This window comes from Flavobacterium sp. GW821-FHT11G01 (genome assembly GCF_058808175.1).
This window is the reverse complement of sequence record NZ_JBXARK010000011.1, coordinates 1-16,516: the sequence shown is the minus strand read 5'-3', so window position 1 is coordinate 16,516 and position 16,516 is coordinate 1. Positions and strand designations below refer to the sequence as shown.

The window sequence follows — 16,516 nt, the reverse complement described above, 5'->3', positions numbered from 1 at the left end:
GAGTTATAAATTATGAGTTTCTGCTCACTTATAACTCATAACTTATAACTCATAACTCAAAAAAAATGATTTTAGAAATAGTATCACCAGAAGCAAAATTATTTTCAGGAGAAGTAACATCAGTTACATTGCCTGGAGTTGATGGAAGCTTTCAAATATTGAATCATCATGCGCCTATTGTTTCTATTCTAGAAAAAGGAACTATTAAAATTGTAGCTTCAGGTTTCAATTTTTCTAAAGAGGTCGCGAGTAAATTCACGAAAGTAAATGACCAAACCTATACATTAGAGATTACGTCAGGTACTATCGAAATGAAAGACAATAAAATTATTGTATTAGTTGACTAAGACAATTTTAAAATAAGTTTAAAAAGCCAAACAGAAATGTTTGGCTTTTTTGTTTTACTAAAATCCGTATATTTGAATTATTAGAATCTCTTTATAAAATATTGATCGTATCATAAAAGCACAGTAAGCTTTTATTATTTCGCTTTATCAGGAAGATAAGGCGTAAAATATTTATGTCAAATTTTATAAAGAATACAAATGAAAAATATAAATAAAGTGGCCGTTTTAGGCGGTGGCGGAAGAACTGGAAATTATCTTGTAAACCAGTTATTGAAAGAAGGATTTAGCATAAAACTTTTGCTTAGAAATCCTGAGAGTTTTACCATTCAAAGTTCACAAATCGAAATTATTCAAGGAGATGCACTTGATCTCAATTCCATCAAGTTATTACTGAAGGATTGTCAGGCCGTTTTAAGTACTGTTGGACAACGCAAAGACGAGTCGCTTGTGGCATGTGCAGCTACAAGGAATATTCTACAAGTAATGAATAAGTACGGAATTCAGCGCTATGTTTTATTAGCCGGACTAAATATTGATACGCCTTTTGATAAAAAAAGCGCTAAAACACAAATGGCAACTAACTGGATGAAAACGAACTTTCCGGTAATTCAGGAAGACCGACAAAAAGCGTATGATTTATTAGAACAAAGCAACGTGAATTGGACACAAATTCGGGTTCCGTTTATTGAGTTTACAGATGAAACGGCTAAAATCGCTGTAAGTTTAGAAGATTGTTTGGGAGATAAAATAAACGCAGATGATATTGCCAGGTTTATGATAAACGAAATGCTGGAATCTAAGTATAGCAGAAAATCACCATTTATAAGCGCAATATAATAATCAAATTAAAAATAGCAGGCGACATAAAGCCTGCTGTTTGTTTAATTTAAGTTCTATTTCATAACTTTGCTTTTATGAAATTACCTGAAAATCTTATTCAAAAGCTTGAAACCCGAAAGCAAAATAACGCGTTAAGACAATTGCCAAGTTTTAATAATCTTGTCGATTTTTCTTCAAACGACTATATTGGATTTTCAAGATCTGAAGCTATTTTCAAATTGGCACATCATTATTTGATCGAAAATGAGATTGTTCAGAATGGAGCAACGGGTTCCCGATTGATTTCTGGAAATCATTCTTTGTATCAAATTACAGAGACTTTCATTGCTGAATTTCAAGACGCTGAATCAGCTTTGATTTTTAATTCGGGTTATGATGTCAATGTTGGTTTTTTTAGCGCTGTACCGCAACGAAATGACGTTATTTTGTATGATGAATTAAGTCATGCTTCAATTCGTGACGGAATAATAATGTCAAATGCGAAATCATATAAATTTAATCATAACGATTTTGAAGATTTAGAGCATCTGATCTTAAAATTTCCTGATACAAATATTTATATAGTTACCGAAACTGTTTTTTCTATGGATGGCGATAGTCCAAATCTGGAAGAATTAGTAATACTTTCAGAGAAGTACAATTGTTATTTAGTTGTGGATGAAGCGCACACTCTGGGCGTTTTTGGCGAAAAAGGTGAAGGCCTGATACAATACCTGAATTTGCATCATAGAATTTTTGCCAGAATCATGACTTTTGGAAAAGGTCTGGGATGCCACGGTGCTGTTGTCTTAGGAAGTCAGGAACTTAAAGAATATTTAGTAAACTTCGCCCGAAGTTTTATTTATACAACAGGATTGTCTCCACATTCTGTCGCGACAATTTTAGTCGCTTATCAACATTTAGAAATTGAAAAGGAAAACATTGAAAGACTGCGCCAAAACATTGTATTCTTCAATCAGCAGAAAAATTTATTAGGCTTAAAGCCAATGTTTGTTAGAAGTAAATCGGCAATTCAGTCGGCGATTGTTCCTGGTAATCAAAAAGTAAAACAATTAGCGCAACAACTGCAAGATAAAGGTTTTGATGTCAAACCAATTCTTTCTCCAACGGTTCCGGAAGGTCAGGAACGTTTGCGTTTTTGTATCCATAGTTACAATTCAGAAGAGGAAATTAATCAGGTTTTAGAACTTCTGAGAGATTTCGTTTTTTAGTTTAAATTATTACACAGAGATACACAAAATTAACACAGAGAGGCGCAAAGTTTTTTGCGAATCTGTGTTTTTTTTATTTGTGAGTCTCTGCGAAACATCCCGTCTTTCCTCACTTTTTTTAAAAAGTTTTAAAAAATTTAATTTTTTTTGTAACGTTTTGATTGTTTGATTACTTACGAGTCGTAATCAAATAAACCAAAATAATTATGAAAACAATAATCACTTTAGTAAAAAACATCATTTGTAATGTGGCACTTTTTTTAACGGCATTGCAGCTAACCTATTTGGTAATAGACCATCAAATGTATGCTAAGCCTTATCCACAACTTTTTATTATTATACTTTGTTTACTGGCGGCAACTTTCACGCCGATACAAAGAAAAAAGTACACAAAATAATAACAGGAGTTTTAATCATCAAATCAATCAACAACTTTAATCAATCAACAAAATGAAAAATGTATTCAAATCAGTAATTACAGCAATTGCAATTGTTTTTAGTTTGTCAACTCAGGCGCAAAATAAATCTCCAAAACTTGAAAATTCACTTTTATGGGAAGTTTCCGGAAACGGATTAGAGAAACCTTCTTATTTATATGGAACCGTTCATATGATTTGTGGAGGAGATTATTTTCTTTCAGAAAAAACAAAAAAGGCATTAGAAGCTTCCAATAAATTAGTTTTAGAAATCAATTTTGCTGACCCGAGTGAAATGACAGACATGCAAAAAATGGCAATGGGAAAAGAGCCTTTAAATAAAAAGTTAAATCCGGAGCAATTGGCTAGATTAGATGCAGTTCTGAAAAAAACAACCGGAATGAATGTTCAACAAGTAGACAGTTTTAGTTTAATGACTGTTATGAGTTTAATTTCGATGAAAAGTTTTGGCTGTACAGATATTAAACTTTACGAAATGGAATTTATAGAGCAGGCCAAAAAGCGAAATATAGAAATTGGAGGATTAGAAACAGTTAAATCTCAATTTGCAATGTTTGAAAATGCCTATTCAAATGATGAAATGATTACTATGTTATCAGAATCAACTTCTGAGGAAACGACTAAATTAGTTTCTTCTTACAAAGCAGAAAATATAGATGCGCTATTTGCAGTTAGTACAGATCCGAAGTTTACAAGTGATAAAACGAAGAAGATTATACTTGATAACAGAAATAGTAATTGGGTAAAAGAAATGCCAGAATTAATGAAAAAAGAAAGTGTTTTTTTTGCAGTTGGTGCGGCACATTTAGGAGGTGAAGAAGGAGTAGTTAATTTGTTGAGAAAAGCGGGATATAGTGTAAAACCAGTAATGAAATAGAGCTGTTTTGAAAGAAAAAGAACAAGAGTTTTTAAGTCGGATAGAAAACCATAAAGGAATATTGTACAAAGTTTCCAAGATGTACATGGACAATTCTGATGATCAGCAAGATCTTTTTCAGGAGATTGTTTGTCAGCTTTGGAAGTCTTATGGTACTTTTCGCAATGAAAGCCAGTTTTCGACCTGGATGTATCGGGTGGCCGTTAATACAGCGATCGTTTTCCTCAGAAAAGAAAAGCGAAAGGTTGACAAATACGAAATTGCATCAGAAAATATTAAAGATGATGAAGGCGATTCACACATTAAAGAAAGTCAACTCGATCATTTTTATAAAGCGGTTCAAAAACTCGAAAAAATTGACAAAGCCATTATTTTCTATCAACTTGAGGGTTTTTCTCATAAAGAAATTGGAGAAAATCTCGGTATTTCTGAAGGAAATGCCAGAGTAAAATTAAACAGAGCAAAAGAAAAATTAAAAGAAATAATTAAAAATCAAGGATATGGATTTTAACGATATACAAAACGCATGGAACAGCGAAAAGACCGATAATGTAGTTCTTCCGGATAATTTAGAAAAAATAAAATCGGCTAACACGCCTTTGGACAAGATTAGAAAGAATTTGAGAAATGAACTTATAGGACAGACGGTTGCTGTATTATTTATTGGGTTAACCCCTTATATCTTTCATTTTCCTGAGAAATGGATTTTGTCTTTTTACTTGTTTTACAGTATAGCTTTTGCTGTGTCGGTTTATTATTTGCTCAAACTTTATTTCTTTTATAAGAGATTGAATAAGATTGCTTTGAAAACAAAAGACAGTTTGTATGAAACGTACTTTGACATACGGCTTAATATGGAGTTGTATAAAACTTTCGGATTTGCTTTAACTCCATTTATGGTGCTGTTTATAATTGGTGTTTGGTACAATAAAATTTCGCAACATCCAGGTTTTGATGTTGCTAACTTTACTAATAGGCAGCTCATAAGTGCTTTTGCAGGTATTGCAACTTCTATATTATTTATGGGGCTGGCAATGGAATGGACGGTTCACTATTCTTATGGAAGATATGCTAAAGAAATCAAGAAAGTAATCGACGAATTAAAAGAAGAATAAAACAGAACCCATCGTAATTGATGGGTTTGTTGTTTTTATTGGTATTTTTGCAGACAATATTACACAGAGATTCACAAAATTATTTATTCTTTATGTCGCTTTGTTGGTTTCTTGGCGAATCTCTGTGAAACAAAAGCTTATGAAAATATTTATAACAGGAATTTCCACCGATGTTGGGAAAACGGTGACTTCAGCAATTGTGGTTGAAGCTTTAGAAGCCGATTATTGGAAACCTATTCAGGCAGGAGATCTGGACAATTCTGATAGTCATAAAGTAAAATCTCAGGTTTCAAATTCTAAATCTCAATTTTACCCGAACGCTTATCAATTAAATACGCCTGCCAGTCCACATTTAGCGGCAGAAATTGATGGAATTACAATTGATTTAAAAGAAATTCAGGAACCAAAAACAGAGAATCATTTGGTTATTGAAGGTGCGGGTGGAATATTTGTTCCGTTGAACGAAAAAGATACAATCGTCGATTTGATCCAACCAGACTATAAAGTAATTGTGGTGTCAAGACATTATTTAGGAAGCATCAATCACACGCTGTTAACTATTGAAGCGATTCAGAATCGAGGTTTTAAAGTGGCGGGAATTATCTTCAGCGGAAGCGAAAATAAATCGACAGAAAGTTTGATTCTGAATAAAACCGGAATAAAATGTATTGGCAGAATTAATGAAGAACCGTATTTTGATCAAAATGTAATTCGTGAATATGCTGATTTGTTTCGGGAAAATCTATTGAATTTATAGAGTAAAGAATATAGAATAAAGAAAATAGACTTTCCTATCTTTGTAAAAACTATGGAGTTTAGTCTTTTTTCTATACTCTATTTTCTATCTTCTAAAAAAATGACATTAACAGAAAAAGACAGCCAATACCTTTGGCATCCTTATACCCAGCACAAAACCTCACAAACGCCAATTGCAATTTCCAGAGGAGAAGGCGCATTGCTTTGGGATGAAAACAATAAAGAATATATTGATGCGATTGCTTCGTGGTGGGTAAACCCGTTTGGGCACAGTAATAAATTTATTGCCGATGCGATTTACAAACAACTGACAACTTTAGAGCACGTATTGTTTGGTGGTTTTACACACGAACCAGCAATAAATGTGGCCGAAAAACTGATGGAAATCCTGCCAAAGAATCAGCAGAAAATCTTTTTTTCAGATAATGGCTCAACTGCAGTTGAAGTGGCGATTAAAGTAGCTTTACAATATTTTTTCAATAAAAATGAAAAGCGAACGACTATAATTGCTTTCGAAAATGCCTTTCACGGAGATACTTTTGCGGCAATGGCGGCAAGTGGAATTTCCTTTTATACGCAGGCTTTTCAGGGAATGTTTATCGATGTAGTTCGGATTCCGGTTCCGGTGAAAGGGCAGGAACAGGAAAGTTTTGATGCACTGAAAAACGTTATTCAAAATCACAATTGCGCCGGATTTATTTTTGAGCCTTTAGTTCAGGGTGCTGCCGGAATGGTGATGTACGAACCCGAAGCATTGGCAAAACTGATTCAGATTTGTGCAGCAAATAAGGTTTTGACAATTGCCGATGAAGTAATGACGGGCTTTGGTAAAACCGGAAAAACCTTCGCAATGGATTATGTTTCGGAAGACCCTGATATGATTTGTTTGTCGAAAGCCTTAACGGGAGGAACAATTCCGATGGCAATTACCACTTTTACACAAGATGTTTTTGATGCTTTTTATGATGATGATATCAATAAAGCTTTATTTCACGGACATACCTTTACGGCTAATCCAACAGGTTGCGCAGCAGCTTTAGCCAGTATCGATTTGTTGCAGACTGATGAAATGCAGACAAATATTGAGAGAATTAACAAAAGTCATTTAGCCTTTCAAAAGAAAATTGAAAATCATTCAAAAGTAATTACAGCCAGAACGCTGGGCGTTATTTTTGCTGTTGAAATTAAATCAGATGCAGAAGAAAGTTACTACGGATCGATGCGTACTAAATTGTATAATTTCTTTATTGATAAAGGAGTTATTTTGAGACCAGTTGGAAACATCGTTTACGTTCTTCCTCCATACATAATGACAGACGAACAGCTTCAAAAAGTCTACAAAACGATTGAAGAAGCTATAGAAATGGTATAATTTGCCCACAGATTGTACGGATTAAACCGATTTACACAGATTAATAATTTGAAATCCGTTTAATCCATGACTCATTTTTCACAAAACTTCGTGAACTTTGCAATTAATTGATTCAAACATTTACAAAGTTTTGCGACCTTTGCGTAACCCTTTGCGATCTTTGCGGTTAAAAAAACAACCAGCATAAAAAAACTATTTTGAACACACAAAAAATCTCCATAACAGCTTTTTCTTCTATTTCCCCTTTAGGAAATAATACAGATAAAGTTTGGAAAAAATATCTCGATAATAAACATTGTTTTTCGAAACAATTTTTAGATCAGCAGGAAACTTCAATTGCGGCTCTAAGTGCTGAATCAAAGCAAATTGTTGCTGAAATTCGGGAATCAGATCCGAAATATAAATTTTTAGATGATTCTGTTTTATTTGCTTTGGCAGCTTCGCGAAAAGCAGTTGAAGAAGCAGGTTGGAAATCAGATGATATCTTCGGAATCAATATCGGGTCTTCTCGTGGTGCTACCGATTTATTTGAAAAACACTATAAGGAATACATTGATACTGGAAAAGCACAAACTTTGGCTTCTCCAACAACCACTTTAGGAAATATTTCGTCGTGGATTGCTCACGATTTGCAAAGTGTTGGTCCTGAAATTTCGCATTCAATAACATGTTCAACAGCGCTTCATGCTTTGTTAAATGGAGTAGCCTGGTTGAAATCTGGAATGGCGGATAAGTTTTTAGTTGGTGGAAGCGAAGCACCATTAACAGATTTTACCATTGCTCAGATGAGAGCATTAAAAATTTATTCCCGTATTAATCAGGAAGAAGAGAGTTGGCCAAATCTGGCTTTTGACTTTGAGAAAAAGCAGAACACTATGATTCTTGGTGAAGGTGCTGCCGTTTGTTGTTTAGAAGCTGGTGATAGTGAAAACGCAATCGCTTATGTTACAGGTGTAGGTTATGCAACAGAAATCTTAGAACATAATATTTCGATTTCTGCGGAAGCAGACTGTTTTCAGAAATCGATGAAGATGGCATTAAAAGATGAAAACTTAGAAGATATTGATGTTATAGTAATGCATGCTCCCGGAACCATAAAAGGAGATTTAACCGAATTGCGTGCTATTGAAAAAGTATTCGGCTCAAAGGTGCCTTTACTGACCACAAACAAATGGAAAATTGGGCATACGTTTGGAGCATCTGGAATTTTAAGCTTAGAATTAGCTCTTTTAATGATGCAAAATGATATGTTTATTGGAGTGCCATTTGGCGAAAAGCAAACTCAAACTAAATCAATTAAAAAGGTTTTAATTAATGCGGTTGGTTTTGGAGGAAATGCTGTTAGTATTTTGATTGAAAAGAGATAATATAGTTTTCGAAAATGAATTATAAATAAAAAATCCATTCGCCGCAGCGAATGGATTTTTTTATATTTCTGGTTTGTTATTATTGAAATACAACTTTCTTCGTTACGACAAAATCATTTTCCAAAGTCACTTTTACTAATAGAACCTGATTTCCAGATTGTAAATTTGATATCTGAAGCTCGTTTGAATTTACCTTCGTTTTAGTATAAATCATTTTTCCGGTGATATCAAAAATCGTAACTTCTTTGATGCTTTCTTTTGCTGAAGTTACTTTTATGGTTTTATCTTTTACAGCAACCAAAAGTCCGTTTTCGATGTTTTCAAAATCACCAGTTCCTAGTGTTTTGTTGGTATAGCGCAATACGAAACGATCTGTAAAAGTTCCGATTGCAGTTGTAAAGGTATAATTTGCTGCTTGTAGATTCTGAATCTTACCAGTTGTTTTGTCTTCCAGATAGATTGGCTGAGTATTAAAAAATCCATCAACCTGATCAATAGAGATCGTAAAATCTCCTGCAATACTAGTCTTATATCCTAAGGGAACTATATCGGTATCAACAAAAGGCAATGCACGTCCCTGAATTACAAATTTTCTCGTACCTTCTATACTATAAAAGTCAATGTATTTGTTTCCGTCAAATGAAGTTCCATCGTATCCTCTGTCATAATCGTTGGTAGCTCCTTCGATATATCCAACAAGCATTTGTTTAAAAGCACCTTCCTCGTTGGTCATGTTTAACCATAAACGATTTTTTTCTATACCTGTTGTTTTGGAAGTTTTACCAGGTTTGAAAAACTGAGCGTTTTTATCAGCTCCAATACGCATTGAATTGGTAAATTGGATCTCTCCGGGATAACTAAATCCTGCCATAAACGACTGCCCCGCTGCTATATATCCCTGTGGCGCGCTATCAATATTTCCGGGTGCATCATTTGCAGTTTTTGCTGCTTTCATTGTTTTGGTACCTCCACTCAAATTGTAACTTGCATAATCATCGGCATTATATCTATAATAACCTCCAAGTGTTACCGGTGTATTGTGTGTCCAGAAATACAATGTTCCCTGCAGTAACCCTTTATTATTAAGATCAGTAAGAAATTTATCGGCATCAATAGCAGACGGATAAGGATTTCCAAGCAAATAGTATTTTCCTGAATTATAGGTTTCACTAGTAATGGTTCCGTTGTTAGGTATCCCTGTAAAAGTACCTGTATACGGTACTCTTACAGTGTTTGACGTTCCTTCCGGACCACGAATGATGTATCCCTTACCAACAGTCATAACTGTGCTCTTAGGAGTTACAACCCAGCCTGTGCCGTTAAAAGCTAAATATTTATCACTAGCAGTAAGAGAAGAAAGGGCTGCGAGGGTTTGTCCCTTAACAGGCGAAGACCAATAAACATAATCCGCCTGACGGATCGGAAGAGTAGTACGTATATAATTAATAGTTCCTGTATTGATATTTGGGTCTGTGCTCGTTTGTATTAAACTAGCACTGTTCTCAAAGGTTAATAATGAGCCAGAATCAATAGTAATAAAATTGTTAATGGTCATTGTTTTGCCAGCTTTTATAGTAACTTTTGCATTGTTGGTTACAGTACATGAACATCCACTTATATCGTTAGTTGCAGTATAATCTGCTGTAAATACGAGTAAATCATTTGATGTTGGGCCTGCGTTTCCACCTGACCATATAGTACCATTCCAAGTATTACCAGACAGGTTTGCTTCAGCTGAATATAAAGATGTTCCGCATGGATTATCAATAGCAAATTTGTATTTGCCAGGACTTAAACCAGAAATTGTCATTGTTGTCCCGTTAATGGCATAAGTTGCAGTTGTAGAATTTCCTGCTAAGGAACGTAATGTTCCAGTGCCTGGTAAATTATTTAAGGTTATACTTCCCGTTGGCGTAGTACATGTTGGTACTACTATTGTTCCTAATGTTGGCGCTGTTGGCACTGGATAAACAGTAGTAGTGGAAGATGTTGGTGTAATTGCTGAGCAATTATTAGGATTACCATTACTATAATTTACTGTTACTGTTTTACTTCCGACAGTTAACCATTTTATAGTTATTGTGTTGGTTGATAAATTTCCGCCATTAATTTTATAATCAGTATTTAAAGCTCCAGTTATTGTCCAGACATAATTTGTTTGATTAGGCTGCGTTGCATATATTACGTCAGTTTCGATACATGAATCTGTTCCGGCTTGTGAAGTAAATGTAACTGTTGGTACTGGTTTAAGTTGTACGCCAGTTTCAATGGCATAGAATTCTGTTGCTGTACACCCAGGAGTTTGTGTTACGGCTCTAAAAGTAGTATTAACTGTTAAAATATACAAAGGATCAGTCGATGCTGGCTGATACTCTATTAATCCTTGAGTTCCAGGGATAGGAGTCCATGTCACATTACCATCAGTGCTATATTCCCATCTTAAAACTTTTGAAGAATAGGAATATGGGGAACCTTGGCCAGGATTATCAAAATTAACCAATTTAAATTTTGGAGTTACAGTTCCTTTACAAATTTGTCCACCGCCCTGTGTTCTTCCACGATCTGTTGTAATTACAGTAAAGGATATTGTGTTAGAAGATACTGCTGCTGTTGTTGATAAACATGGAGTTGCATTAGAAGTCATTTCAACTCTAATCGCATCTGTGTTTGTAACATTATAAAGTAAATAGGAGTTGGAGGTTTCTGTAAGTACTGTTGATCCATTGTACCATTTGTATGTTGGGTTAGTACCTCCATTTGTAGGTTGTGCAGTAAATCTAACGTGAGTACCCTGACAAATTGTTAGACTTGATTGATCATGGGTGATTGTTACGCTCGCATTTTTGTTTGGGTTCACAACTGTTGTTATGCTATTTGATGTAGCCGGACTACCTGCTAAGCAAGGAGAAGCATTAGATGTCATAATAACTAAAACAACATCATTGTTTGCAAGAGTTGTAGAGGTAAAGGTTGCAGAATTAGTCCCTACATTATTGTTATTTAATTTCCATTGATATGAAGGTGTGCCTCCATTAGTAGGAGTTGCAGTAAAAGTTACCGAAGTTCCAGGACAAATTGCCCCAGTAGCTGAAGAAGTTATACTTACGCTTGCATTTAAAATTGGGTTTACTCTAATTGTACCAGTTGCATTTGCATTTCCACAGCTTCCATTTAATTGGATGCTATAATTATAAGTTCCTGTAGCAGTAGGTGTTCCGCTAAGAGTCAGGGTATTATTGCTAAAGTTTGCATTGACTCCTGGAGGCAAATTAGTAGACGATGATATTGTTGTAAATCCTGTGGTTGCGTGTGTAATTGCTGTTAAAGGTGAATTGATACAAACTGTTGGAGTTGATGATGCAGCAGAAATCGAATTACTGACCGTTATTAAAACTGGTGTTGAATAACCCCTGCAATAATTTGTCCCTGTTTGTAAAATTACTGCTCTAAAATAGGTGCTTTGATTCAAATTACCAATTGTAGTGCTAGATAACGTAGAGGTATTTACACCGATATATTGAACATTTGTTGTAAAATTAATATCGCTAGCAGATTGCCAATACTCAACGGGACTTGAATTTCCTGTCAAAGTTAGATCTGTTGTGGGTTTTGTTCCAGCACATATACTTTGAGCTGGAGATACATCTCCTGCTACAGGTCCCTTAGTTGCAAAACTTATTACATTTGAATAAGCTGTAAGATTGCCACAATTATCGACCGTTCTAACTCTAAAATACAATGTACCACCAGGTATGTTGCTTACATAATAACCATTATATGAAATATAAAAATTGTTGTAATTAGGCAAAATGTTTGTAAAATTAACATCTTTTGCAATGTCAAAGTAGTATCCTGCAGCGTTTGTAACTGCATTCCAATTCATTTGTCCAGCATTACAATCAAAATTTGTTGCTGCTGAAGCGACAGGCGGAACGATAGCTAATGTTTTGAATGTGCCAACAGGTGAATTTCCGCTTAAACCACAAGCTTCTAAACGTCTAAGTCTAAAATAATAGTTTGTATTGGGAGATAATCCTGATAACGTTATATTGTTTGCTGTACCAACATCTTTATTGTTATAGGCAGGGACAATAGTGCCTGGATCAAATGTATTTGTAGTTGCAACATCAATATAAAAATTTGTAGCTGATCCGTCCCATCTTGCAATGTAACCACCACAGCTAACATTGTCTCCTCTAATGCTTCTAGGGGTTTCTATGGGCAAAGTTGTGAAATTAGCTACTGTTGAACTAATGCTTGTGCAGGTTGAACTCGAAGCCCTAACTCTAAAATAATATTTAGTACTTGGATTTAATCCCGTTAAAGTTATATTGTTCACGTTTCCAACATTTTTATTGTTATATGTTGAAACAATAGTACCTGAATCAAATGTGATTGTTGTTGCAACATCTATATAAAAAGCTGTACCAGCAGATCCATTCCATCTTGCAATATAACCATTACAACTTTCGTTATCTCCTCCAATGCCAGTTGGAGTGGCACATTGAGCATTCGCAATATTAATGCTAAATCCTAGCAAAATCGAAACAAAAGCAATTTTAAAATTAAATTTTTGAGAACGTATTTTAAAAAAGTGTGAAATGATAAAAAATAAAAAACTTAAAAGTAATTTTCGAATCATATTAAATCGTGGCATTTAATTTAAAAAATGTTTTTTTATTTTGTTTAACGATCCTATGCTTTAAAATATTTAAAAACACACCCAAAAAAGAAGCTGTCTAGTCATGTTAAACGGTTTCAATCAGGATGTTATGCTAGCATAAGATTTAACTAAGCAAAGATATATACATCTACGAGTTTGCAATAATCACGGTTTTATAATAGCCAATTAATCGATGAAGTGATTGGATTAATCGTTGAAATACATATTAAAAAGTGTGATTCTGTGGATTTTCTTATAAATCTTTAAATTTAAACATAAGAAAAATCGCAAATTATTAGATAAAATGAATTGATTTTTACAATTTTAAGCTAAAAAAAGCGAGATAAGATGAATAATTCGCAAGAAAGCAACATTTGTATAGGAAGGTATTTTCTGATAAAACGATGTTGTTAGTAGAAATTTATGAAGGGAACTTTGTAAGAAAAACGGAAATTACTTTTTTTCCATCTCTTTTGCTTTATCATAAACAAAATTACTTTCATAACCACGACGCAGGAGATAGTCGCAGAACTTTTTTCTTTTTTTTAGGATATTTTTTTCCTGAATACTGTTCCAGCATCTTTCAGCAAGATTTTCGAAAGTAGATTCGTACTCTTCTGAAGAAATCTCTTTCAGCGCCAGTGAAATATTAGTCGATGAAATTTGTCTGGCTTTAAGTTCATTTGTAATCCTAATTTTTCCCCATTGCTTAATTCGGTGTTTACCTCTTGCAAAGCTACAGGCAAATCGGGTCTCATTTAAAAAATTATTTTCAATTAGCTGAACCACAATAAAATCAACTTCTTCCGAGGACATTTTGAGACTGTATAATTTCGAAATCACTTCGGCATGACAGCGTTCCTGGTACGCACAAAAGTGTTCTAATTTCAGTAAGGCTTCTTTTATTGTAGGAATTGTATTCATAGCTTTTTTCTTTCTTTTTAACTATTATTGCTAAAAATAGTCATTTTGTTGTTAAATTTTATGATAATTTTTTATCATTTCTCAAAAATAAAATTGCTAAAATGTTGTGTGTGTGCGGAATTATAATATTTTTGTGCGATAAAATCACAAGTTTAGTTCTGTTTGAAAAACAGGATTTTAGCTTGATTTTTTATTAGTTTAAAAGCCAAAATTAAAGTATTGCCCCAAAAAATGCTATACCATTTAGTTTTCTTTTAACGCCAAAAACAAATTTAATACCACGCCTATGCTTCGAAAACTACTTTATTTCGTTCGTTCTTTATTTTTAAATTTTTCTAATTCTTCTAAAGAAAGATGTTTTACGATCAGTTTGCGGTTACTTTGTTTGGGAATGTTTTTTGTACATTCGAATAATTATGGACAATGTCCTACATATCCAACAACTTCAACTTCCGCAGGAACTTATACTTTTACCGTCGACAATAGCAATACAATAACAACAGCAAGTTTAAATGCTGGGAGACATGTAGTATTGAATGTTGTTAAGGGTTTTACTTATAGTTTTACCGTAGGAAATGTATTTAGTGGTAGTGATGAAAATTTAAGTATTTATAATGCATCTGGAGATGTTTATATAACAGGTAATAAAAATAATAACGGTTTAACTCTCACCTACACGGCAGGTTTTTCTGGTCAAATAAAAATTTTATTGACTAAAGGAAATTGTCTTACTGATGGGTCAACGGGAGGCAGTTTAACGTTAACATTAACGGGGGTTAATAATACCGAAGACAATCAGTTATCTTATGGAACAAATTCTTGGATTGGCCATGTGTATAATATAGCTACTGCGCCGCCTACAACTAATGCTTATAATGCAGCCTTAATAAATCCTACTGGTTTATATGGTTACGTTGGATATGTAACTATGCCAGAGACGTTTTCAATCTTTAACTTTGGTGGTAATACAGTTAATTACCAAACATTGTCCAATGGAGTGAATAGAGCTAATATTTATACTGAAAGTTTTGGCGTTAGATACAGAATGCGCTCAACAAAAGCTGGATGTTATCTGGTTACTGTTAGTGGTGATGATGGCGTAAGACTTTATGTAGATGGTGTTAAAGTTTTTGATGCTTATGGTGATCACGCAACTGAAACATATGGAAATGTTTTAGTAAATTTATCAGGAAGTAGTGATTTAGTTCTTGATTATTATGAAAATGGGACAGTAAACGAAGTAAGTTTTAGTATGACTCCTTTTGTGTCATCTTCTAATTCCGTAACAGTTCCAACAAATACAAATATTTGTAATGGAACTTCTCCTGGTACTTTTGATGGATCATCTTATTTATATAACGGATCATCAGTAAATCCATCAATTAATTACCAATGGCAATCAGCTCCTGATGTTTCAGGCGCTCCTGGAACATGGTCGAATGTAACTACAGGAACCGGGATGACTTTAGAAGATTACACACCAGTTACTATTACTGGGAATACTACTCCTAATATTACCTGGTATAGGCGTAATATTACGGCTGCAGCTTCAAACGCAACGGCTTGTACTTTTAATAGTAATGCGTTTTCAATCACGACAAACCCAACAAGTGTTGGCGGTACACCAACTCCTACACAAACTATATGTTCAGGAACACAACCAGGAAATATTTCATTGAGTGGGAATGTAGGTGCAGTTACAAAATGGCAAAAAACTACTGATGCAACTTTTACTACTGGAATTGTTGATATTCTAATAGCATCAACCACATTAACAGGAGCTAATATAGGCAGTTTAACTACTACAACTTATTTTAGAGCAGTAGTTCAAAGCGGAAGTTGTGGGACAGTAAATTCTAGTTCTGCAACAGTAAAAGTAAATTCAACACCAACAATTACATTAAATAAAACAGATGAAACTTGTGCTGCATCTAATAATGGAACTATTACACCAGTTCTTTCAGGAGGATTAACCAATGTTAGATATATTAAATTAACACAAAAGTATGTTAATGCAGATGCTTATCAGCAAGTTGGAGAAATTGAAGCTTTTGAAGTTTTTACAGGTACAAATGTCGCACTATCTTCAAATGGGGCAACAGCTTCAGCTACTTCAACTTGGTCGTCTTCATATCCAGCATCAAGTGCTATCGATGGTACTAATGATGGCAACAATAATTTTTGGCATAGTACGACAACAAATATTAATGAATATATTTTAGTTGATTTACATTCAGGTAAAAATATTGATTATTTAAAAATTTATAATCGTACAGATTGTTGTGCAGAAAGAGGGCAAAATATGTTGCTTGAACTTTTTGATACATCCAATACTTTGGTTTATTCTAAAACTGTAGATTTATATCAATCTAATACAGTTAGAAATGTTACAGTGAATGTATTGGATGTTTCTTGGGCTGATAGCGCAACTACCTTGAATAGAACTGGTTTAGACTCTGGAACTTATACATTGAACTATTCAGATGGTGCAGGTTGTTCAACAAGTCCTCAAGCTAATATCGGTACAACTAATCCAAATGCAAGTATTGCTTCTGTTACCGGTGCCAATACAGTTTGTATAACAGGGACTACAACCTATACAGCCAA

General features: G+C 34.1%; 13 protein-coding genes. 11 read left to right on the top strand and 2 right to left on the bottom strand.

The window, feature by feature from the left end:
• Window positions 1-65 precede the first annotated feature (65 nt).
• The 10 genes from AC1RRN_RS17980 (at window position 66) to AC1RRN_RS17935 (ending at window position 8,322) form a co-directional block, all read left to right on the top strand.
• Window positions 66-347: a F0F1 ATP synthase subunit delta/epsilon gene (locus tag AC1RRN_RS17980; protein WP_492968627.1), complete on the top strand. Its 282-nt coding sequence runs from the start codon at window positions 66-68 to the stop codon at window positions 345-347.
• Window positions 348-545: 198 nt separating this feature from the next.
• On the top strand, window positions 546-1,184 hold the full coding sequence (locus tag AC1RRN_RS17975; RefSeq protein WP_492968626.1) for an NAD(P)-dependent oxidoreductase: 639 nt from the start codon (window positions 546-548) through the stop codon (window positions 1,182-1,184).
• A gap of 77 nt (window positions 1,185-1,261) precedes the next feature.
• Entirely contained in the window at window positions 1,262-2,398 is a 1,137-nt protein-coding gene (locus tag AC1RRN_RS17970) for an aminotransferase class I/II-fold pyridoxal phosphate-dependent enzyme (protein ID WP_492968625.1), read from the top strand.
• Between the two features lie 206 nt (window positions 2,399-2,604).
• Entirely contained in the window at window positions 2,605-2,796 is a 192-nt protein-coding gene (locus AC1RRN_RS17965) for a hypothetical protein (protein ID WP_492968624.1), read from the top strand.
• Window positions 2,797-2,848: 52 nt separating this feature from the next.
• Complete coding sequence (locus AC1RRN_RS17960; protein WP_492968623.1) at window positions 2,849-3,712, top strand: TraB/GumN family protein; 864 nt, start codon at window positions 2,849-2,851, stop codon at window positions 3,710-3,712.
• Between the two features lie 7 nt (window positions 3,713-3,719).
• Entirely contained in the window at window positions 3,720-4,223 is a 504-nt protein-coding gene (locus AC1RRN_RS17955) for an RNA polymerase sigma factor (RefSeq protein ID WP_492968622.1), read from the top strand.
• The gene (locus AC1RRN_RS17950) at window positions 4,213-4,827 is read left to right on the top strand and encodes a hypothetical protein (RefSeq protein WP_492968621.1); all 615 of its coding nucleotides are present in this window, start codon (window positions 4,213-4,215) and stop codon (window positions 4,825-4,827) included. Before AC1RRN_RS17955 ends, AC1RRN_RS17950 begins: the two co-directional genes overlap by 11 nt.
• A 139-nt stretch (window positions 4,828-4,966) precedes the next feature.
• Window positions 4,967-5,584 carry a dethiobiotin synthase gene (gene bioD / locus AC1RRN_RS17945; RefSeq protein WP_492968620.1) on the top strand — a complete coding sequence of 206 codons (618 nt, stop codon included), beginning with the start codon at window positions 4,967-4,969 and terminating at the stop codon, window positions 5,582-5,584.
• Window positions 5,585-5,683: 99 nt separating this feature from the next.
• Window positions 5,684-6,955 carry an adenosylmethionine--8-amino-7-oxononanoate transaminase gene (gene bioA, locus AC1RRN_RS17940; protein WP_492968619.1) on the top strand — a complete coding sequence of 424 codons (1,272 nt, stop codon included), beginning with the start codon at window positions 5,684-5,686 and terminating at the stop codon, window positions 6,953-6,955.
• Window positions 6,956-7,152: 197 nt separating this feature from the next.
• Entirely contained in the window at window positions 7,153-8,322 is a 1,170-nt protein-coding gene (locus tag AC1RRN_RS17935) for a beta-ketoacyl synthase N-terminal-like domain-containing protein (protein ID WP_492968618.1), read from the top strand.
• A gap of 79 nt (window positions 8,323-8,401) precedes the next feature.
• Here AC1RRN_RS17935 and AC1RRN_RS17930 read toward each other — a convergent pair whose 3' ends face one another.
• Window positions 8,402-12,979, bottom strand: a complete 4,578-nt coding sequence (locus AC1RRN_RS17930; protein ID WP_492968617.1) for a DUF8693 domain-containing protein — start codon at window positions 12,977-12,979, stop codon at window positions 8,402-8,404.
• 459 nt (window positions 12,980-13,438) lie between these two features.
• Window positions 13,439-13,909 carry a regulatory protein RecX gene (locus AC1RRN_RS17925; RefSeq protein ID WP_492968616.1) on the bottom strand — a complete coding sequence of 157 codons (471 nt, stop codon included), beginning with the start codon at window positions 13,907-13,909 and terminating at the stop codon, window positions 13,439-13,441.
• A gap of 391 nt (window positions 13,910-14,300) precedes the next feature.
• Here AC1RRN_RS17925 and AC1RRN_RS17920 point away from each other — a divergent pair.
• A partial coding sequence (locus AC1RRN_RS17920; RefSeq protein WP_492968615.1) for a discoidin domain-containing protein occupies window positions 14,301-16,516 on the top strand: 2,216 nt, incomplete at its 3' end.